This is a genomic window from Spirochaeta lutea (assembly GCF_000758165.1).
Classification (GTDB): Bacteria; Spirochaetota; Spirochaetia; order DSM-27196; family Salinispiraceae; genus Spirochaeta_D; species Spirochaeta_D lutea.
This window is the reverse complement of the sequence record NZ_JNUP01000049.1, coordinates 104,929-121,330: the sequence shown is the minus strand read 5'-3', so window position 1 is coordinate 121,330 and position 16,402 is coordinate 104,929. Positions and strand designations below refer to the sequence as shown.

Genomic DNA, 16,402 nt, shown 5'->3' with positions numbered 1-16,402 from the left:
AAAATCCCGGTATACAGATCTCATGAAAAAACGATGATTTTTTCATGAGGGCCCAAAGACCGCATCCTCCCGGGTTTCCTCCTGTCGTCTCGGAAACCGTTCCTCCCATGGGTAGTGTCGCCGGGGTGCAATGGTACAACCTTTTGCGCACTATGGTAGGGAAGGGAAAAGTGCCCCTCAATTTACCTTGAACACCTGCCGAAACTGTACTAAGGTGAGCACCCCCATGTACTATACTTCAGACGAACACAAGACCATACTTGAACAATCCACCCGTCCCTCGACTAAAGACCTTCATAAAACATTGAAGCATTACGCCCAGGAATTAACCGCTGACCCTGAAAGCTACCGCCTCTACGGACCCTACTGGTGGCCTCTCAAGACCCTGCTCCGCGATCAGGGTCTGGCCGGCCGCGCTTGGTTCCGGGGTACCCACATGGATCAACGCTTGGTTGAAGAATGGGACAGGGAATTTGGCATCAACTGCGATCCATGGACCGTGGTATGCCTCGCCCGGGAATACCGCAACCTCCAGGATCTGGGTATACCCGATAGTTCGGGGCAGGATATCCCCTTCCACCTGGTGGAATACAGTCATGGGGAGGTGGAGCTGTACGAACTTTGCGACCCTGATGCTGGCCGGCAGCTGGATCTCTTCGAGGCCATGGAGGACCAGCAAGAGGAGAATCAGGCCTTTTTAGATAATCCCGGTAGTTTCATTCCCCGGACCTGGGAACAATCCGGAGACGAACTTCTTTCCCAAAACAGGGTGCACTGTGCTCTCCGGCATTATAAACGAGCAGTGCTCTTATCCCGGGACAGCCGTGAGCGTTCGGCGCTCTGGCTTCGGATGGGTCTTGCCCTGGGTGAGGCTCAGCACCATTGGAAAGCGGTATTTGCCTTCACAAACTGCTATCAAACCGGCGAGGAAGCCTGGGTTATGGGTCACATCGGCCAGGCATACGAGGAATTAGGACATTGGGGAGAGGCCAAACGCTGTTACGAAGCAGCCTTGGAACATATGCCCGGCAATCCGGAACTTCAACAAGCAGTAATCCGTATTCAAACCAGGGCCGGCTCCAGTTCCCAGGGTACCATTCCCAAGGATGCCGGATCAGAATCACCGGATATCCCCAAGTCCTCAGAGCCCCATCCCGATCAGGATGACCAGCCCTGGGACGAAGATTCCCAGGTCCTCTTCGGCTTTACCGGTTAGTGAAGCCCGGGTAGTGCTCAAAGGATTGTGCCAGTACCCCGGAGCGGCGCTATCCCTGGAGGCGGAACACGGATACCCCCGATAGCCGGTGTAGGTTCCTTTCGAACCTGCACCTCAACAGCCTAGTTTTTCCAACCTTCGCTTCAACGGCCCTGCTTTACCGCCTCTGCCAGCTCCGCCAGCAGCTCCTCGCTGGTCTCCCAGGAGATACATGCATCGGTGATGCTTTGGCCGTACACAAGCTGGTCGGAAGCCAGCAATGGTTGATTCCCCTCCACGAGGTTACTCTCGATCATCAAACCGAAGATGTAGGGGCTGCCCTGGGATACCTGCTTAGCGATCTCACGAACCACCCCGGGCTGCTTGGAAAAATCCTTGTTGGAATTACCGTGACTGGCATCCACCATAATGCGGGCAGGAAGCCCCGCCTGCTCCAGATCGTGGCCTGCAGACTCCACTGCCGGAGCACTGAAATTGGGTCCGTCGCTGCCCCCCCGGAGGATCAGGTGACAGAACTCGTTCCCAGTGGTCTCGACAATGGCCGCCACGGACTGTTTTGTCACTGACAAGAAATGGTGGGGTGCACTGGAAGCATGAATCGCATCTATGGCGATCCGGGTATTCCCGTCGGTGCCATTCTTAAAACCCACCGGCATGGAGAGGCCACTGGCCAACTCTCGGTGCACCTGACTTTCCGTGGTTCGGGCGCCAATGGCTCCCCAGCTGACCACATCAGCAATGAACTGGGGGGTGATGGTATCTAAGAACTCACAGCCCGCAGGAACCCCCATATCCACCAGGTCCACCAGCAGCTGCCGGCCGAGATGGAGCCCCTTATTAATCTCAAAACTATCATTTAAAAACGGATCATTTATCAAACCCTTCCAGCCCTTCCGAGTCCTGGGTTTTTCAAAATACACCCGCATTACAATCTCCAGCTCATCGCGGTAGAGACTGCGCATCCCTGCCAGGCGCCGGCCGTATTCCCGGGCTGCCTGGACATCGTGAATGGAGCAGGGCCCCACCACCACCAAAATGCGTTTATCCTTCCCTCGGATAATACCTTCTATAGAAGACCTCGCCTGTGCTACAGTCTCCTCGCCCGCCTCGCTCAGGGGAACGTCCTCCATGAGGATGGCCGGAGGGATGAGGGGCTTGATCTGATTAATTCGTACGTCATCAACTCTAAAATGCATACCGTATCTTTCTTACCGGGCCGGGCTTTGTCAATGCCGGGTTCCCGGTATTAGGAGTATTCATGCCAACTGCCTATCATCCGGCTGGGAATTCTTTTCTCAGTGATCTCCATGCCTCGGTAACCTCAACGTCCCCAAAACCCCTGGTGCTCGCCCCTATCGCGACCATGGGGCATCCGGGATTCCGCAGCCTCATCGCTGACTTTTCCTCACCCCGGGCCTTCTGGACTGAGATGATCAGCGCCGAAGCCCTGGCAAACCGCGGGACCTACGAAGAGTACTACCTGGACCCCCGGCCACAACCCGAGAACCTCATAATCCAGCTTCTCTGGCGTAACCCCGAAGCCCTGGAACCTGCTATAGACCGAATACACCAGCACATGGAAGGTTTGGACGCAGACTGGATCGGTCTGGACCTAAACCTGGGCTGCTCTGCTCCCCAAATTGTCAGGAGCGGTGCGGGGATATCCTGGCTCTCCAAGCCCGACCGCCTCACCCGTCTGCTAAGCCGTCTACGGAAAAAGGTACCAACCCGTACCCTCTCGGTTAAAATCCGCCTTCCCGACTCCCCGGACGGCAGGGACGACAAGGATTATGCCCATGTACGTGCTCTGGGATCGGCTTTGGCGGAAACCGGAATCGACTTCATCACCCTCCACCCCCGAACCCGGAAACAAGGCTACAGCCGTCCCGCCCAATGGAACGCCGTTTCCTGCCTCCAGGAGGCCCTAACCATACCGGTTATCGGGAACGGAGACATCCAGGACCTGCCCGGTCTCGACATCCGGAGCCGTTATTCCTCGGCGGGTCTCATGGTAGGAAGGGCGGTGATTCAGCAGCCCTGGTTCTTTCTTCTCGGGAACCTCCCGCGACTCAGCCCCCCCTCCCCCATCCCGGGGAGGATTCAACAGGGGAACGGGGCTCCAGGGCCGTGGGAATTGCAGCCCTCCGCGCCGGGTCTGCATACCGCCCTCTCCAAGGGACTCATGCGCTGGAGGGGATCCAGCCTGCAGGTGGATCTCCTCACTACTGCCAAGGCCTTCCACGCCTACCTGGAGCAGTTTCAACCCGAGGACTTCTGGATTACCCGAACCAAACGATTCTACGCGTACTACACGAAGAATCTGCTCTTCGGTCATCGAATCGGGGCAAGCATCCAAAATTTACGGGACTACCGGGCCATGGAATCCCTCTTTACCGAGTACCTAGGCGAAAACCCGGAACACCGATGGAAGACGGTGTTTGAGGATCGACCATAACCATGGTAGAATTGCCGTTCATGCCATTGCAACCTTGTCAGCTCGGAAATTCTGCCCTCGTCAGCCCTTTCCAGGCTGTAGGTTCAGAAAGGTGCTTATGAAGATACGCCATAAACTATTCGCCATCATGGCGATTATTCTTGCAGGAATGGTAGCATCCCTCCTGGTGCTCCTTGGGGCCATAACCCAGCTTCAACAGACAAGCTCTCTTGCCCAGGAAGCTCAGCGGCTCATCACCCGGGGATATGAGTTTGCCCTGGTCTCGGATAACCTGCTCACCACCACGGGGAAACTGAGTCAGGAACTCCCGAAATGGGACGAAATCCGCGGGCAATTTGCCGGAGAGTTAGAATCCTTCCTCTCAGATCCGCAATTGACTGATGCCTACCCCGACCAGCAGATTGCTATAGAGGGAGCATTGAACCTGTGGAATTACATGAATACCAGGATGGAGGAAAGCAAAGAAAGCATCCAAGAGCTCCTGGATAATCAGGATCTACCGGAAACAGAAAAGATTGGCATCTTCCACATCAGCAGGTTCCTTACCTCTCCCCAAGCACAGAATATCCGCTACCTTGCCCTTGAAACCTCCCAGCTGCAACGTCAGCTCCCCAGTATGAAAACGGATGCCATTGAACTCATAGAGGGAAGCCTGGGCAAACTTCAGAATGCCATTGTTCAGCGGGGCCAGGCTCAGAGCGGCCGCAGCCTGCTCTTCGGACTTCTGGTATCCGCCCTGTCCGCTATCATTGCTATGGCTAGCATCTTTTGGTTCTCCCTTCGGTTGTCTCGGCGGATTCATATCCTGGAGGATGCCATGGAATCGGTGAGCAACCAGGACCTAGGTATCAACCTCAACGACTCTGCCAGGGATGAAATCGGGAATCTCTCCCGGCATCTAACCAGGACGACGGACCATCTGAAAGAGTTAATCTCCGAGGTGCAACAGACTGCTGGGCAGGTGGAGAACCAGATGACCCAGCTGGACAGCTCTTCCAATAGTTCGGTGAGCGCGGTTCATGAAATCACCCAAAATATCAGCTCCATGGATTCCCAATTCCAAGAATTCGAATCCAGTCTGGCTTCATCCCTGGAACAGGTCGCATCCCTCATCCGCGGGGTGGAACAGATCGCTGCGACCATTGAATCACAAAACAGCGCCATCTCCGGTTCCTCCTCTGCGATTGAACAGATGGCCGGGGCCATGCAAAGCGCCAATACCATTTCCACAAGCACCCAGGAACAAAACACCCTGCTTGTAGCACGGGTCGAAGAAGGCGGCCAACTGGTCCAGGAAACCAGTGAACAGATTCTGGAAGCGGCCAGAGACCTGGACGGTATCCGGGAGATTATAGAGATCATTGATAGCATTTCCAGCCAAACCAACCTGCTTTCCATGAATGCTGCCATTGAGAGCGCCCACGCCGGAGAGGCCGGAAAGGGATTTGCCGTGGTAGCGGAAGAAATTAGGAAGTTAGCCGATTCCACCCGGGAAAACGCCGAGCGCATAGGAAATACCATCGATCAGGTCACCGGGCGGATAAACGCAGCGGTTACCACCGCTGCAAATTCAAGCCAGCGATTTGAGGATGTAGCCACCGCCGTAGAAACCTTCAGCCAGGCCATGGATCAGATCAACCATGCCCTCTCGGAACTCCAAGAGGGAACCGGGGAAATCCTCGAGGATACCACCTCACTATCCCAGGATTCTACCTCCCTGACCGAAGAAACCCAGAGGATGATCAGCTATGCCCGGGATGTCAGATCTGTTTTGGATGGTATCCAAAACCATGCCGATACAATGAAACGCGGAATACAGGAAATCACCCAAGGGGCGGGCCATATCCTCGGCCAGCTGGAACACACCAACGAACTGTCCACCACAACAAATTCACGCCTGGGGGACCTGGCTGGGCTGCTCAAACGCTTTAAAACCGAGTAGAGCTCGGAACCGAGGATCGAGGGTTGATTTGATGGTCCGCCGGGTCTGGGAGGAGTATAGGGTTGCCGGGGTGGTATTCACAATGAAGGATTGTTACACCGGCAATTTCGGGGGTTTTCGAAGGTAATGGAGAAACTCCTTAAACTCCAAGGGGACGCTGAATAGGTAGCCTTGCAGTGTGCCGCAGCCCCGATCCCGGAGGAATTCAAACTGTTCCCTCGTATCAACCCCCTCGGCAACCACACTCAGCCCCAGGCCGTGGACCATAGAGATAATCGCCTCAACTAGGGCGGCATCCTGGTTATTATCCGGCAGTTCGGTGATGAATGATCGGTCAATCTTCACCGTGGCAATGGGCAGACGTTTGAGGTAACTCAGGGAGCTGTAGCCCGTCCCGAAATCATCAATAGAAAAGGTAAATCCTAGATCAGCCAGGTTTTGAATCTTGGAAATGAGGCTTTCGGCGTTCTCTAACAGGCTGTTCTCAGTGATTTCCAGGTGAAGGAACTCAGGCCGAAGTTTGTACTGCCGCAGATGGGCTATTATAGTCCGTTGAAGCTTCACATCCTTTACCTGTTTCGGGGAGAGGTTTACAGCCAAGGGGATATGAAAGCCCTCCTTATGGAGAAGGGCGAGCTGTTTGCAGGCCTGTTCGATTACCCAGGATCCGATGGCCAAAATCAACCCAGTCTCCTCAGCGATGGGGATGAACTCGGCCGGAGACACCTGGCCCAGCACCGGATGGTGCCATCTCAACAAGACCTCCGCACCGGTTACCCGGCCCTCGAGACAGACCTGAGGTTGATACGCCAGATACATCTCTTTGCGGTCGATGGCTTGGCGGAGATAGTTTATGAACTGAATCCGGCTGACTGCCCGCTCCTGCATACTCGGGGTGTAAAACCGATAGGTATTTCGGTCGATCTTTGCCTCTTGCAGGGCATGATCGGCGTTGGCAGTGATTACCTCCACCCGGTTTCCGTCCCGGGGGAATATAGTAATACCGATGCTCAAGGAGACATAAATCCGGTGGTCCTCATGAACGAAGGGCTCGGCAAGGGTTCCAAGAATTTTTTCTGCTACCATGGCAGCATCCAGTTCCGAGGCCATTCCCTCTAGGATAATGCCGAATTCATCCCCGCCGGTTCGAAATACCAGGTTCGGATCCGGTACCACCCCGCTGATGTGCTGGGAGGTTCTTATCAACAGGATATTCCCCACCTCATTACCCGCGCTATCGTTCACATGTTTAAAGTGGTCAATATCAATGATCAATACCGCACGCCAGTCCGAGGCCTCGTTCCAATGAGGTTCAACGGTCTGTAAAACACTGGATTGAAGGCGGCGGTAGAAGGACTTGCGATTTCCCAAACCGGTCAACTGGTCATGGTAGGCCAAATACTCCAAACGCTGTTCGATCTGCTCAGCCTCCTGAATCCGGTTCCGGAGATGTCTGATTCCGACCACGGAAAGCATGAGAGCCAGCATTCCAGGAACAACGGTGGTGGCAATCACCCGGCCGAGACCCGGCAGCATCAATCCCGTTCCTGCTGCAATGCCCCAGAGAATCACTAGGAACCGTATGCCCCGGGTAGTACTCGTACGGACCACCCCGAAGACAGCAGCACTCACCAATACCAACTCAAAGATGTAGGAAGGCTCACCGGGCAATACAAGCACTAGTGTGCCCCCGAGCACCACTGCCCAGACGGCTCCGGCGAGGCGATGGTTGTCGAGAATACTGCCTGGGGGAACAATCCTGGAGATTCGGAAAACTGCGAGAATGGCGTACCCCGCAATTCGCCCGAACCCCGCTGCCCGACTCCATCCTACCACTTCGAAAATTCCAGCGAAAAGGAAAAAGAGCACAACGGCAAATTGATAGGGCCACCGGTCATCCTGACCTCCCCTAGGATCGCCGAATGAAACCCCGGTATTTTCTACCAGGGTATCCCTACCCGTCAGAACCATGCTCATCAACTGAACCGCCAAGGAACATAAAATCCCTAGGTTCACCAGGCTAAGTACCAGAGATGCATGTTCTGTTAACAACGATATAATTTCACTTTTCATATTTCGGGTGTACTCGGGGCACAAGCTAAAAAAATAGCCGGTTCCTGAAAGGAACCGGCGCTCATGCTACCGTGTTTAATGGGATAACACAAGAGAAAGGATGGCGAAGGCGTCAATCACCCAGAGGGTAACCGGAACTTCCTTTGCTTTCCCGAGCAGAACCTTCAACACAGTCCAGCTTAGAAATGCCCAAACCACACCCTGGGTAATACTGTAGGTCAGGGGGATGAGGATCAGCCCGAGGAATGCAGGAATAGCCTCGTCAAAATGGGTCCAATGAATCTTCATGAGGGGCTTAACCATAAAGATTCCGATAAGAACCAATACCGGTGCGGTAGCAACCTCAGGAATAAACTTGAGCAGAGGGGAAAGGAACATGAAGGGAATAAACAGCAATCCGGTAACAACCGCAGAGAATCCCGACCGGCCGCCCTCTTCTACCCCGGCTGCACTCTCTATGTAGGTGGTTGCACTGGAGGTGCCGAAGAGCCCGGACAGGGTGGTTCCAATGGCATCCACCAGCAGCGCCTTTCCTACATTCTTCGGTTCACCGGATTCCTTATCGATAAAATCGCCCACCTCGGACACCCCTGCGAAGGTTGAGATAGAATCGAACATATCCGTGAACAACAGGCTGAAAATCGGCAGAATCATTCCAGCAGACAGGGCACCCGCGATATCAAGCTTAAAGAACACCTCCAAACTTGGAAGAGCAAAGATCCCCTCGGGCAGGGAAACAAACCCTTCACCCCCGGCCGCCACGGTGATGAGACTCACAATAAACGCAACCAGTGAGGTAAATACGATCCCCATGATAAGGGCACCCTTTACCCGCTTAATCACCAACACGCTGGTAACTAAGAACCCCGCTAAAAATATGAGCAATACCGGCGTAATCCCGCCGAATCCCACCATGGTTGCAGGATTGGATACAATGAATCCTACACTGCGTAAACCGATGAGGGCTAAAAACAACCCAATTCCTGCGGCAATGGCATAGCGAATCGTGGTAGGGATAGCCCGTACAATGGCCTCACGAACCTTAAAGATGGATAGGAGAATAAAGATGATCCCTGAGATGAACACCGCACCCAGAGCTGTCTGCCACTCCATTCCCATGCCAAGCACCAGACTGTAGGCAAAGAAGGCGTTAATCCCCATACCGGGAGCCAGCCCGAAGGGAAGATTAGCCACCAAGCCCATGAGAATGGATGTCACCGCACTCACCAGAACAGTGGCAAACAAAACACCCTCAAAGGGCATCCCGGCATCACTTAACACCAGGGGGTTAACCACAATGATGTACGCCATGGTCAGGAAGGTTGCAATTCCCGCCAACACCTCTGTCTTCAGGTCTGTATTAAGCTCCTGAAACTTAAAGAACCTCGCAATGCTTTTCACACTACCTCCTTTTGATAAAACCCGTGATACAAAAAACGGCCAGACCCCGCAGCCTGACCGTATTACACTACCCTATCGAGATAAAAAAACCTTTCCGGTCCGCATCAGTTCCCGAATTCCAAAATCAGAAAAAATGCGAACCACACCGTCAATCTTTTCGCTGGTTCCCACACATTGCAGAGAAATGTACTCCGGAAGCACCTCAATGATTTCACAACCCGCTGCTTGGGCGATCATCACCGCCTCGGGCCGCTGCTCGGCATCCACATTAACCTTAAACAAAACTAGCTCCCTCTGGAGGGTCTGTTTCGGATCAATCTCCCGGGCCTCCAGTACATTAACTAACCGGTTCAGCTGATTAATAATCTGATGAAGTACCTCTTGATCCCCCGATGCGACGATATTTACCAGTGAAAAGCCGGGCTTATTTGTCTCGGATCCCACAAAGGATTCAATATTGTATCCCCGTCGGGCAAAAACCAAGGCGATTCTAATACTTACCCCAGGGCCGTCCTGCACGTATACGCTGACCAGGTGTTTTGACTGAGACTTCAATGCCCGCTCCTTGTGTATGGTGAAGCCTCATACTACCAGAAACCACGGAAATGCGCTACCGCATAACGCGATTGAGACATACATCCTAGGCAAAAGGCTGTAAACCAGGCTAGATGTAACGGTGTATCCCTGGATTCAGCCTGAGGGTTGTGTCCCGGGTATGCATTGTTCCAGCCTTTTGCGCACTAAGAAACCTTCCGGGCCGGGCCTCCGGACCGGTGAGCAACCGGGCCTGCCCCGGTATCTTAATCCTCTTAATCCTCGCTTAAATCCAGGGTAACATCCTCCAGGGGGTAGGCAGAACAGGTGAGAGTATCCTCTCCGGGCCCTGCAACCGACCGTCCCAGGATATTGGGCAGCTCCATCGCAACCCTGCCGGATACCACCCGAGCCTTGCACTCGCCGCATTGGCCCCCGGCACATCCGAAGGGCGCATCCACCCCGGCCTCAACCATGGCGGACAACAGGTTCTGACCTGCCGCCACATGCACGGTCCGGGATATCCCCGCGAACCCGAGGATGTGGCTCCGTTGAGAAATGGGCACTGCGCCCCCCGCCGAATTTCGACTAGCGATAAAGGCCTCACGTTGAGCTTCGGGTACATCAAAGCTTTCCACAAACTCCTGGGATCCCACAATAAGCACCAGGTTGTCCGGGATGCGGAATTCTTCCTGGGCAGCCCTAACCCCCCCGAGGTCCAGACGGTGGGTCCCGTCAAAGCGCCGGAGCTCCAAAGCTCCGGGATAATCCTTAGATAAGCCTGCGAGCTCCTCATCCTCCCAGCTCCCTGCCCAGAGAATGCAGGCAGACCAGCCCCGGGGAAGCAACCCCTGAAGTATGGGAAGCACCGGACCGATTCCCACCCCCTGAACCACCGCCATCATCCTTTTTCCAGACGGAGGATCCTTGAGATCAGGCCCACGTAAATCACCCCCGGGACCGAGCACACCAACCCGTGTCCCCAGGGGAGCCTTCATCAAGCCCTGGCTTACCCCGCGGTTACCCGAATCACGAAGGGTAAACCGCCATCGTCCCTCATCAACCCCGGATATGGAGAAAACCCGACGCTGAATCGATCCCCATCGGTCCAGCCCCAGAGTCATATACTGGCCCGGGTGGTACTGGGAGACCAGTCTCTCATGATCCGCGGCCCCGACCCGTATCCATACGTGCATGGTTTCATCGTCTAGGGTGATTCGACTGTCCACCCGCCCCAGGACCTCCCGAGGCAGCAGCTGGGCCCATCGGTACCGCCTCATGCCCCCAAGACCAACCCCGAGGATCACCAGTTCTACCAGCAAGGATACCACCAGGGGCATCAATGTCCGGGTCGAAAACCCGTAGCTATGCAGCCCCTGGCCGATGAGGTTCACCCCGAACCAGCTGAACGCAGTCACTGCAACCCCGAATCCTGCCGCCAGGGCTGTTCCGTAACTCCCCCCGAATCCCGCTGGACGGATATGAAGAACCATGGCCGTCCATAATACAATCATCAGGGCGCCGTTCTCCTTGGGATCCCAGCCCCAGAACCGTCCCCAGGCCTGATCAGCCCAGAATCCCCCGAGCATGGTTCCAAAAAAACTCAGCACCAACCCCGCCAGTAGACTCACATACATTACCCGGTACAGCATCTGGAGAAACCGGTCAGCCCGGGGGCGGAGAACTGCCGTCAGGGTATAGGCATTGGCGGTAATACCCCCCAGGAGCACAGCGGTATAACCCGAGGCTATGGTGAGAACGTGTACGCTCAGCCACAGGTTTGTGTCCAATACCGCTTGAATCACCCCCAGCTCATCCCCGCTCCCCAGGAGATATCGGCTCAGCCCCAGCAAGGCAAGGGCAAACCACCCCGCCAGCTGTCCGGGACTGCCGAACCGCCCGACCCCCCAGGTACGCAACACCGCTCCCACCAGGACCGCCGTGGCGCCCACGAACAACACGCTGGAAGACAAATCGGTCACCGGGGGCCGCCGGGTAATAACCACCCGGAGAACCAATGCCCCCGCCACAAAAACCACTCCACCCCAGAGCAGAATCAGCTCGCCGACCCGGCCGAACCGGTACATCCTATCCCCTGATAGGCTGCCGCCCTGGGGCATAACCCGCTGTCTCCGGGCCGAAAGCCAGCCGATACTAAGCCCCAACCCGGTGGAAACCATGGCCCAGAACACCGGATTGAACCTGCGGTACAGGGCCTCCACCTCTCCGCGGATTTTATAGTCTTCCAGGCCCAGCAGATTCAGCAGTTCAGCCTGCTGCTGCTCCAGGCGACCCCAATCAAGCCCGGCCATCTGCTCGATCAGCGCCCTGATCCGGGAGTTTCTCTGCTCCCCTGAATCAGAACGAGAACCCTGCTCCACATCCGGCAGCCGGTACCCCGGGCTGTCCAGCAGCTCCAAGGCCGACCGGGGATCTACCCAGCGATACCCAGCCTGATTGCTCACCCGCTGCTCCAGAGGAACCAGGGTCAGAATAGAATCGCCGTACCCCCCGTCTTGGGGAGCATCAAACACCTGGGCGAACAACCGTCCCCGGCGGTACAGCCTGATCAACTCCAGCTCCAAGGCATCCTCCGTACCCGCTGCCTCCCGCTGGGTGATTACATCCTGAATCTGTTCCAGGATACCCAGGCCCCCCTGGAGTTCTCGGTAAGAATACCGCCCCCGTTGTTCAAAGGGCAGGCGAAGAACCGGAAATACCCCGGGATTATCCACCACAAACAGGGGTACATCCAAAACGGCATCCTCACCCCGAATCATGGCCGAGAGGATCTGCTCCGGGGTATAGCCCCCTACCCCGGTCTTTCCGGATAGATTCCGTACCAATCCAGGGGCTAAAGAGCCCAGGGGCATGGTGCGGCCGCTCTGCTGCACAATCAAACCCGAAAGATCGGGGGCCTCCAGCCATCCCTGGGTTTCTGTCGCCCCTCGGTTTACATCCCCCCCAGGGGAACCCGGCGGGAATACCTCGCCTACCTCCCCCTCGGGGGTCTGGGCATACCCAAGCCCCGACGCTACCACCAACAGAACCGCTACAACACCGCTACCGAACACAGCCCGCCTTCCAGAACCACCGCCTCCGTTCCGGCCGCCTCCCGGGAGGGCGGCCCTGGGCGTTCGGCCGCCTCCTCGGCCTCCTCGGCCTCCCCGGCCTCCCCTGCGGCCAAGCCGCTGAAACAGGTGAATCACTAACCCCAGCACGGTTATTAGGGTTCCGGCGTAGGGCAGCCAGGCCGTTCCGTCCCGACGCACGGCAAACACCGACAGATCCCTGGCAATCCCAAGCTCCGGATCCGCCTGGCGGTAGCTACTTTGGTAGAAGGTGTATCCCCCATGCCGAAGGGGACTGTTCATAGATATCCTCGCCTCCAGATCGATACCATCCCCCCTGGAATGCTGGATCCGTACATCACTGGCGAAGGAGGCCGGCACATCCGTTCCCGGGTGAAACAACGCCTCAAAGTCCTCCAAGGTCACCGAAAAGGGCAGGGCCACCGACCTGGGCTCCAGAAATACACCAATCTCACGCCCCTGAAGACCCTCTACAGCACCGAGCACTGCCACCCCCTGATCGCCTCCGTGAAGCACCAAGGGTACATTCCGTCCGGCCATCTCCACCCTGCCGCGTACTCCGGGAAAGTTTCGGATTACCTCATCATCCAGGGGAAGTGCTTCCAGTTGCGAATCTGAAACCCGGCGGCTGTTTCGATAGATGGTTTCTAACCTAAGGGTGATTTCAAGCCCCCCCGCCAGGTTCATGGGCTCGGCCCGCCCCTCCCGGATAGTTTCCAAACCGATCCGTCCCAGCTCGCCGCCTCCGGGAAATTCATAGGCCACCAGGTCCCAATCGGAGCGATGATACACCCGTTCCTCCGTTGCGCCTTCCTGCAATGCCATAATGAAGGAATCGCTATGGTACAATCCCGTAAACGCCCCGAGCATGAGCACAACCAAGCCGCCGTGGGAAATAAGGAGTCCTAATCGGGGCCTCACCCTGGGCAGCCGCACCACCAGGGAAACCATCAGATTCACGCCGAGCAGCCAGAGAAGCAGCTGCCCCCCCGGCAGGGGAATAATCCATTGGGTTGTAAACCAGGAAAAAAAGAAAACCTCTTGAGCCAGGTACACCCCCTTATCAACCTGATAGAGGGTCCCGATAAACACCACCGCCACAAGAGCGGCTAACAGCACCACCGACAGCTTCAAGGATCCAAAACCTCGTAGAACCGCCCCGAATCCCCGAGCCCATGCACCGAATAGCCGGCCCCGCATCCTCCGTTCAGCCATAATCACCTGTCTCCATCATTTTCTTGCCCACAATCCGATTCCTCAGTACCTTGTTGGTATGGAATACCATAGCTTTTTTATAAGGTTTAAGCGTCTGGGGCTTCCGCTACTACTGCTTTGGATTCTCATTATAGTGCCAATCCAGACAGCTGCCCAGGGTTCGGGGGAAGACCGGGGTAAAACATCACCAGTCCCGGATATTGAAGGGAGAAGCACCATGAACAGAAATGCAAAAGAAATAGACGGAATTACACTCACCCAGCTTCCTGAGGATTTCCAATATCCCATCACCCGGAGCGAGGAAGAGTGGCAGGACATCCTCTCCCCCCATCGCTACTACATCCTCCGGCAGGACGGAACAGAACGGGCCTTCGACAACGCCCTATGGAACAACAAGGAGCGTGGAATCTACTACAGCGCGGCCACGGGTGAACCCCTCTTCCACTCCGATGACAAATATGAATCGGGAACCGGCTGGCCAAGCTTTACCAAACCCATCAATCCCGAAGCCGTACACCTTCTCGGGGACTTCACCCTATTCGCACCCCGGGTAGAGGTTGTGGACAGCAAATCGGGCAGCCACCTTGGCCACGTATTCCCCGACGGCCCCCAGCCCACCGGCCTGCGCTACTGTATGAACTCCGCAGCCCTCATCTTTGTTCCCGAAGGCGGCGAACCCCCGAAGATCCCCCAATAACCCCTCATCCAGATCGGCCGCGGGGGATCCCCTGTTTCCGGTGTTCTACCTAGGGCGATTCATTCCGGGGTGATTCAAAGCCAGTTCTGCTCCCGGTACCAGGCGAGGGTCCGTCGAAACCCCTCCTCTAGATCAACGGCGGCTGAGAAGGCCAGTTCGTCCTTGATCCGCCGGGGAGAACAGAGCCACCGGCGTTGAAGCATTTCGTTGATCTTATCCCGGTTCACCAGGGGAACCCGTCCGAATAACCGCCCCACCAGGGAATTCACCCCGCCGACTACCCGGGCCAGCCAGGCCGGAATAAACACAAGCCAGGCTTCGCGCCCCACAACCCTCCTGCAGGTATTGAGTATCTCCTGTTGGGAATAGAAACCGGGACCGGAAACAAAGTAGGTCCGGTTGGCCCTGGGGCTGTTTATCCCCAGCAGAATAGCCTGCACAAGATCATCAATATATACCATATTAACCAGCTGCTGACCGTCATCCAGGGTAACCATGAGTCCGCGGTTCGCCATCTTAAACACCGTGAGGAACTCCCTATCCCCCGGTCCGTAGACAGGAACAGGCCGTAAAATAACGTAGGGAACCGCCCCTGCCCGGAGCACCTCCTCCGCATGGAACTTTGACTGGCCGTACCAGCTAATGGGATGAGCCTTGTCGTCCTCGGTTACCTCGGCTTCGCCCTCGGGAGAGGCCGGACCCCCGGCGGCTTGGGAACTAATCAGTACGAACCTCTGCACTATCGTGCCTGATCGCTTAAGGGCTTCCAGAAGATTCTGGGTATACAGCACATTCCCCCGGTAATAGTCATCATACTCCCTGCCAACCAACGCTCCTGCACAGTGCACGATGGTATCCACGTCCCGCACTGCCTCTGCGAGAGAATCAACATCGCCGGGATCGGCAAATACCTGACCGGCTGCATCCCCTGGAGCTCTGCTGGGATCGCTGGAGGGCCGAAGCAGCACCCGAAAGGGCAGATTTAACTCAGCCAACCGACGGCAAAGCGCCCTCCCGACAAACCCAGTCGAACCTGTTACAAGTATCATAGGTACCTTCTCATACTAGTCTATAGTTTCGGGTATCCATAGTTATCGGTCCGGATCCGGCTACCCCCAACCACCATCGATCCGACCCTCTGGTTACCACCGAATCTCCGGTCCACCAGGCCCTTCCCTGCCATAATACGGGACTATCCAGGGTGGTAAACAATCCATGACTACCGATGCTCTCACCCCAGGCCTTCACCAAGGCCTCTTTCCGGGTCCACAGCCGAAAAAACTCCTCAAGCCAGGCATCACAGCCAGGCGGTCCGGTCTCGCCCAGAACCTGCTGTTCGTCCTGTCCGAAGAATTGCAGGACCACCTCACCCAGGCGCCGGATCCGGTTGTCTCCTCCCCGGCGATCCAGAAACTCAATATCTACCCCTACCTCCCCGGCATCCCCGGGATACATAACCAGGGCCAAGAGCCCCGTACTGTAGGAGGCATTAAAGGATATATCGGCCCCCTCAAGTCTGGGCTTACCATGATCTCCCCTGATTATAACCAGGCGATCCGGGGCTTGACCGGTCCGTTCTGCCAGGGTTTTCCGCAGCATGGCCCTGCGCCAGCCCAGCTCCCGAAAGGCTCGGGGACTTGCCAGGTTGCGCAAATCATTCAAATCACCCTGGTCTAAAAGATGCTGATAGCTGCCCGGATCCTCATCATGATACTGAATCAGGGAAATCTCAAGGGGAATATCGCCGATGGTCATGTCAGATTCCTTCACGGGTGCA

Annotated in this window: 11 protein-coding genes; 4 read left to right on the top strand and 7 right to left on the bottom strand. The window is 56.1% G+C overall.

The window, feature by feature from the left end; translation table 11 throughout:
• Positions 1-226: 226 nt before the first annotated feature.
• Complete coding sequence (locus tag DC28_RS06390; protein ID WP_037546981.1) at positions 227-1,216, top strand: tetratricopeptide repeat protein; 990 nt, start codon at positions 227-229, stop codon at positions 1,214-1,216.
• 143 nt (positions 1,217-1,359) lie between these two features.
• Here the strand turns inward: DC28_RS06390 and DC28_RS06385 are convergent, their stop codons facing one another.
• Positions 1,360-2,412 carry a 3-deoxy-7-phosphoheptulonate synthase gene (locus tag DC28_RS06385; RefSeq protein ID WP_037546980.1) on the bottom strand — a complete coding sequence of 351 codons (1,053 nt, stop codon included), beginning with the start codon at positions 2,410-2,412 and terminating at the stop codon, positions 1,360-1,362.
• Between the two features lie 62 nt (positions 2,413-2,474).
• Here DC28_RS06385 and DC28_RS06380 point away from each other — a divergent pair, with 62 nt between their 5' ends.
• Together DC28_RS06380 and DC28_RS06375 are read left to right on the top strand one after the other, a co-directional pair.
• Entirely contained in the window at positions 2,475-3,671 is a 1,197-nt protein-coding gene (locus tag DC28_RS06380; RefSeq protein WP_037546978.1) for a tRNA-dihydrouridine synthase family protein, read from the top strand.
• A 97-nt stretch (positions 3,672-3,768) separates the two neighbouring features.
• On the top strand, positions 3,769-5,613 hold the full coding sequence (locus DC28_RS06375; protein ID WP_037546975.1) for a methyl-accepting chemotaxis protein: 1,845 nt from the start codon (positions 3,769-3,771) through the stop codon (positions 5,611-5,613).
• A gap of 93 nt (positions 5,614-5,706) precedes the next feature.
• Here the strand turns inward: DC28_RS06375 and DC28_RS06370 are convergent, their stop codons facing one another.
• From DC28_RS06370 to ccsA, 4 genes are all read right to left on the bottom strand, one after another.
• Entirely contained in the window at positions 5,707-7,686 is a 1,980-nt protein-coding gene (locus DC28_RS06370; RefSeq protein WP_156104602.1) for a putative bifunctional diguanylate cyclase/phosphodiesterase, read from the bottom strand.
• A gap of 75 nt (positions 7,687-7,761) precedes the next feature.
• On the bottom strand, positions 7,762-9,087 hold the full coding sequence (locus tag DC28_RS06365) for an NCS2 family permease (protein WP_238565782.1): 1,326 nt from the start codon (positions 9,085-9,087) through the stop codon (positions 7,762-7,764).
• A 72-nt stretch (positions 9,088-9,159) separates the two neighbouring features.
• Complete coding sequence (gene ilvN / locus DC28_RS06360) at positions 9,160-9,642, bottom strand: acetolactate synthase small subunit (RefSeq protein ID WP_063135617.1); 483 nt, start codon at positions 9,640-9,642, stop codon at positions 9,160-9,162.
• 254 nt (positions 9,643-9,896) lie between these two features.
• Entirely contained in the window at positions 9,897-13,928 is a 4,032-nt protein-coding gene (ccsA, locus tag DC28_RS16835) for a cytochrome c biogenesis protein CcsA (RefSeq protein ID WP_052078549.1), read from the bottom strand.
• A 58-nt stretch (positions 13,929-13,986) separates the two neighbouring features.
• On the opposite strand from ccsA, the gene msrB reads away from it, so the two are divergent.
• Entirely contained in the window at positions 13,987-14,625 is a 639-nt protein-coding gene (gene msrB, locus DC28_RS06350; protein ID WP_156104601.1) for a peptide-methionine (R)-S-oxide reductase MsrB, read from the top strand.
• A gap of 74 nt (positions 14,626-14,699) precedes the next feature.
• On the opposite strand, the gene DC28_RS06345 is transcribed toward msrB, so the two are convergent.
• Together DC28_RS06345 and DC28_RS15385 are read right to left on the bottom strand one after the other, a co-directional pair.
• Positions 14,700-15,674 (bottom strand): NAD-dependent epimerase/dehydratase family protein, encoded by a 975-nt coding sequence (locus tag DC28_RS06345; protein ID WP_037546972.1) that lies wholly within the window; start codon positions 15,672-15,674, stop codon positions 14,700-14,702.
• Positions 15,675-15,684: 10 nt separating this feature from the next.
• Positions 15,685-16,395, bottom strand: coding sequence for a 4'-phosphopantetheinyl transferase family protein (locus tag DC28_RS15385; protein WP_202962962.1), 711 nt, complete (start codon positions 16,393-16,395; stop codon positions 15,685-15,687).
• Positions 16,396-16,402 lie beyond the last annotated feature (7 nt).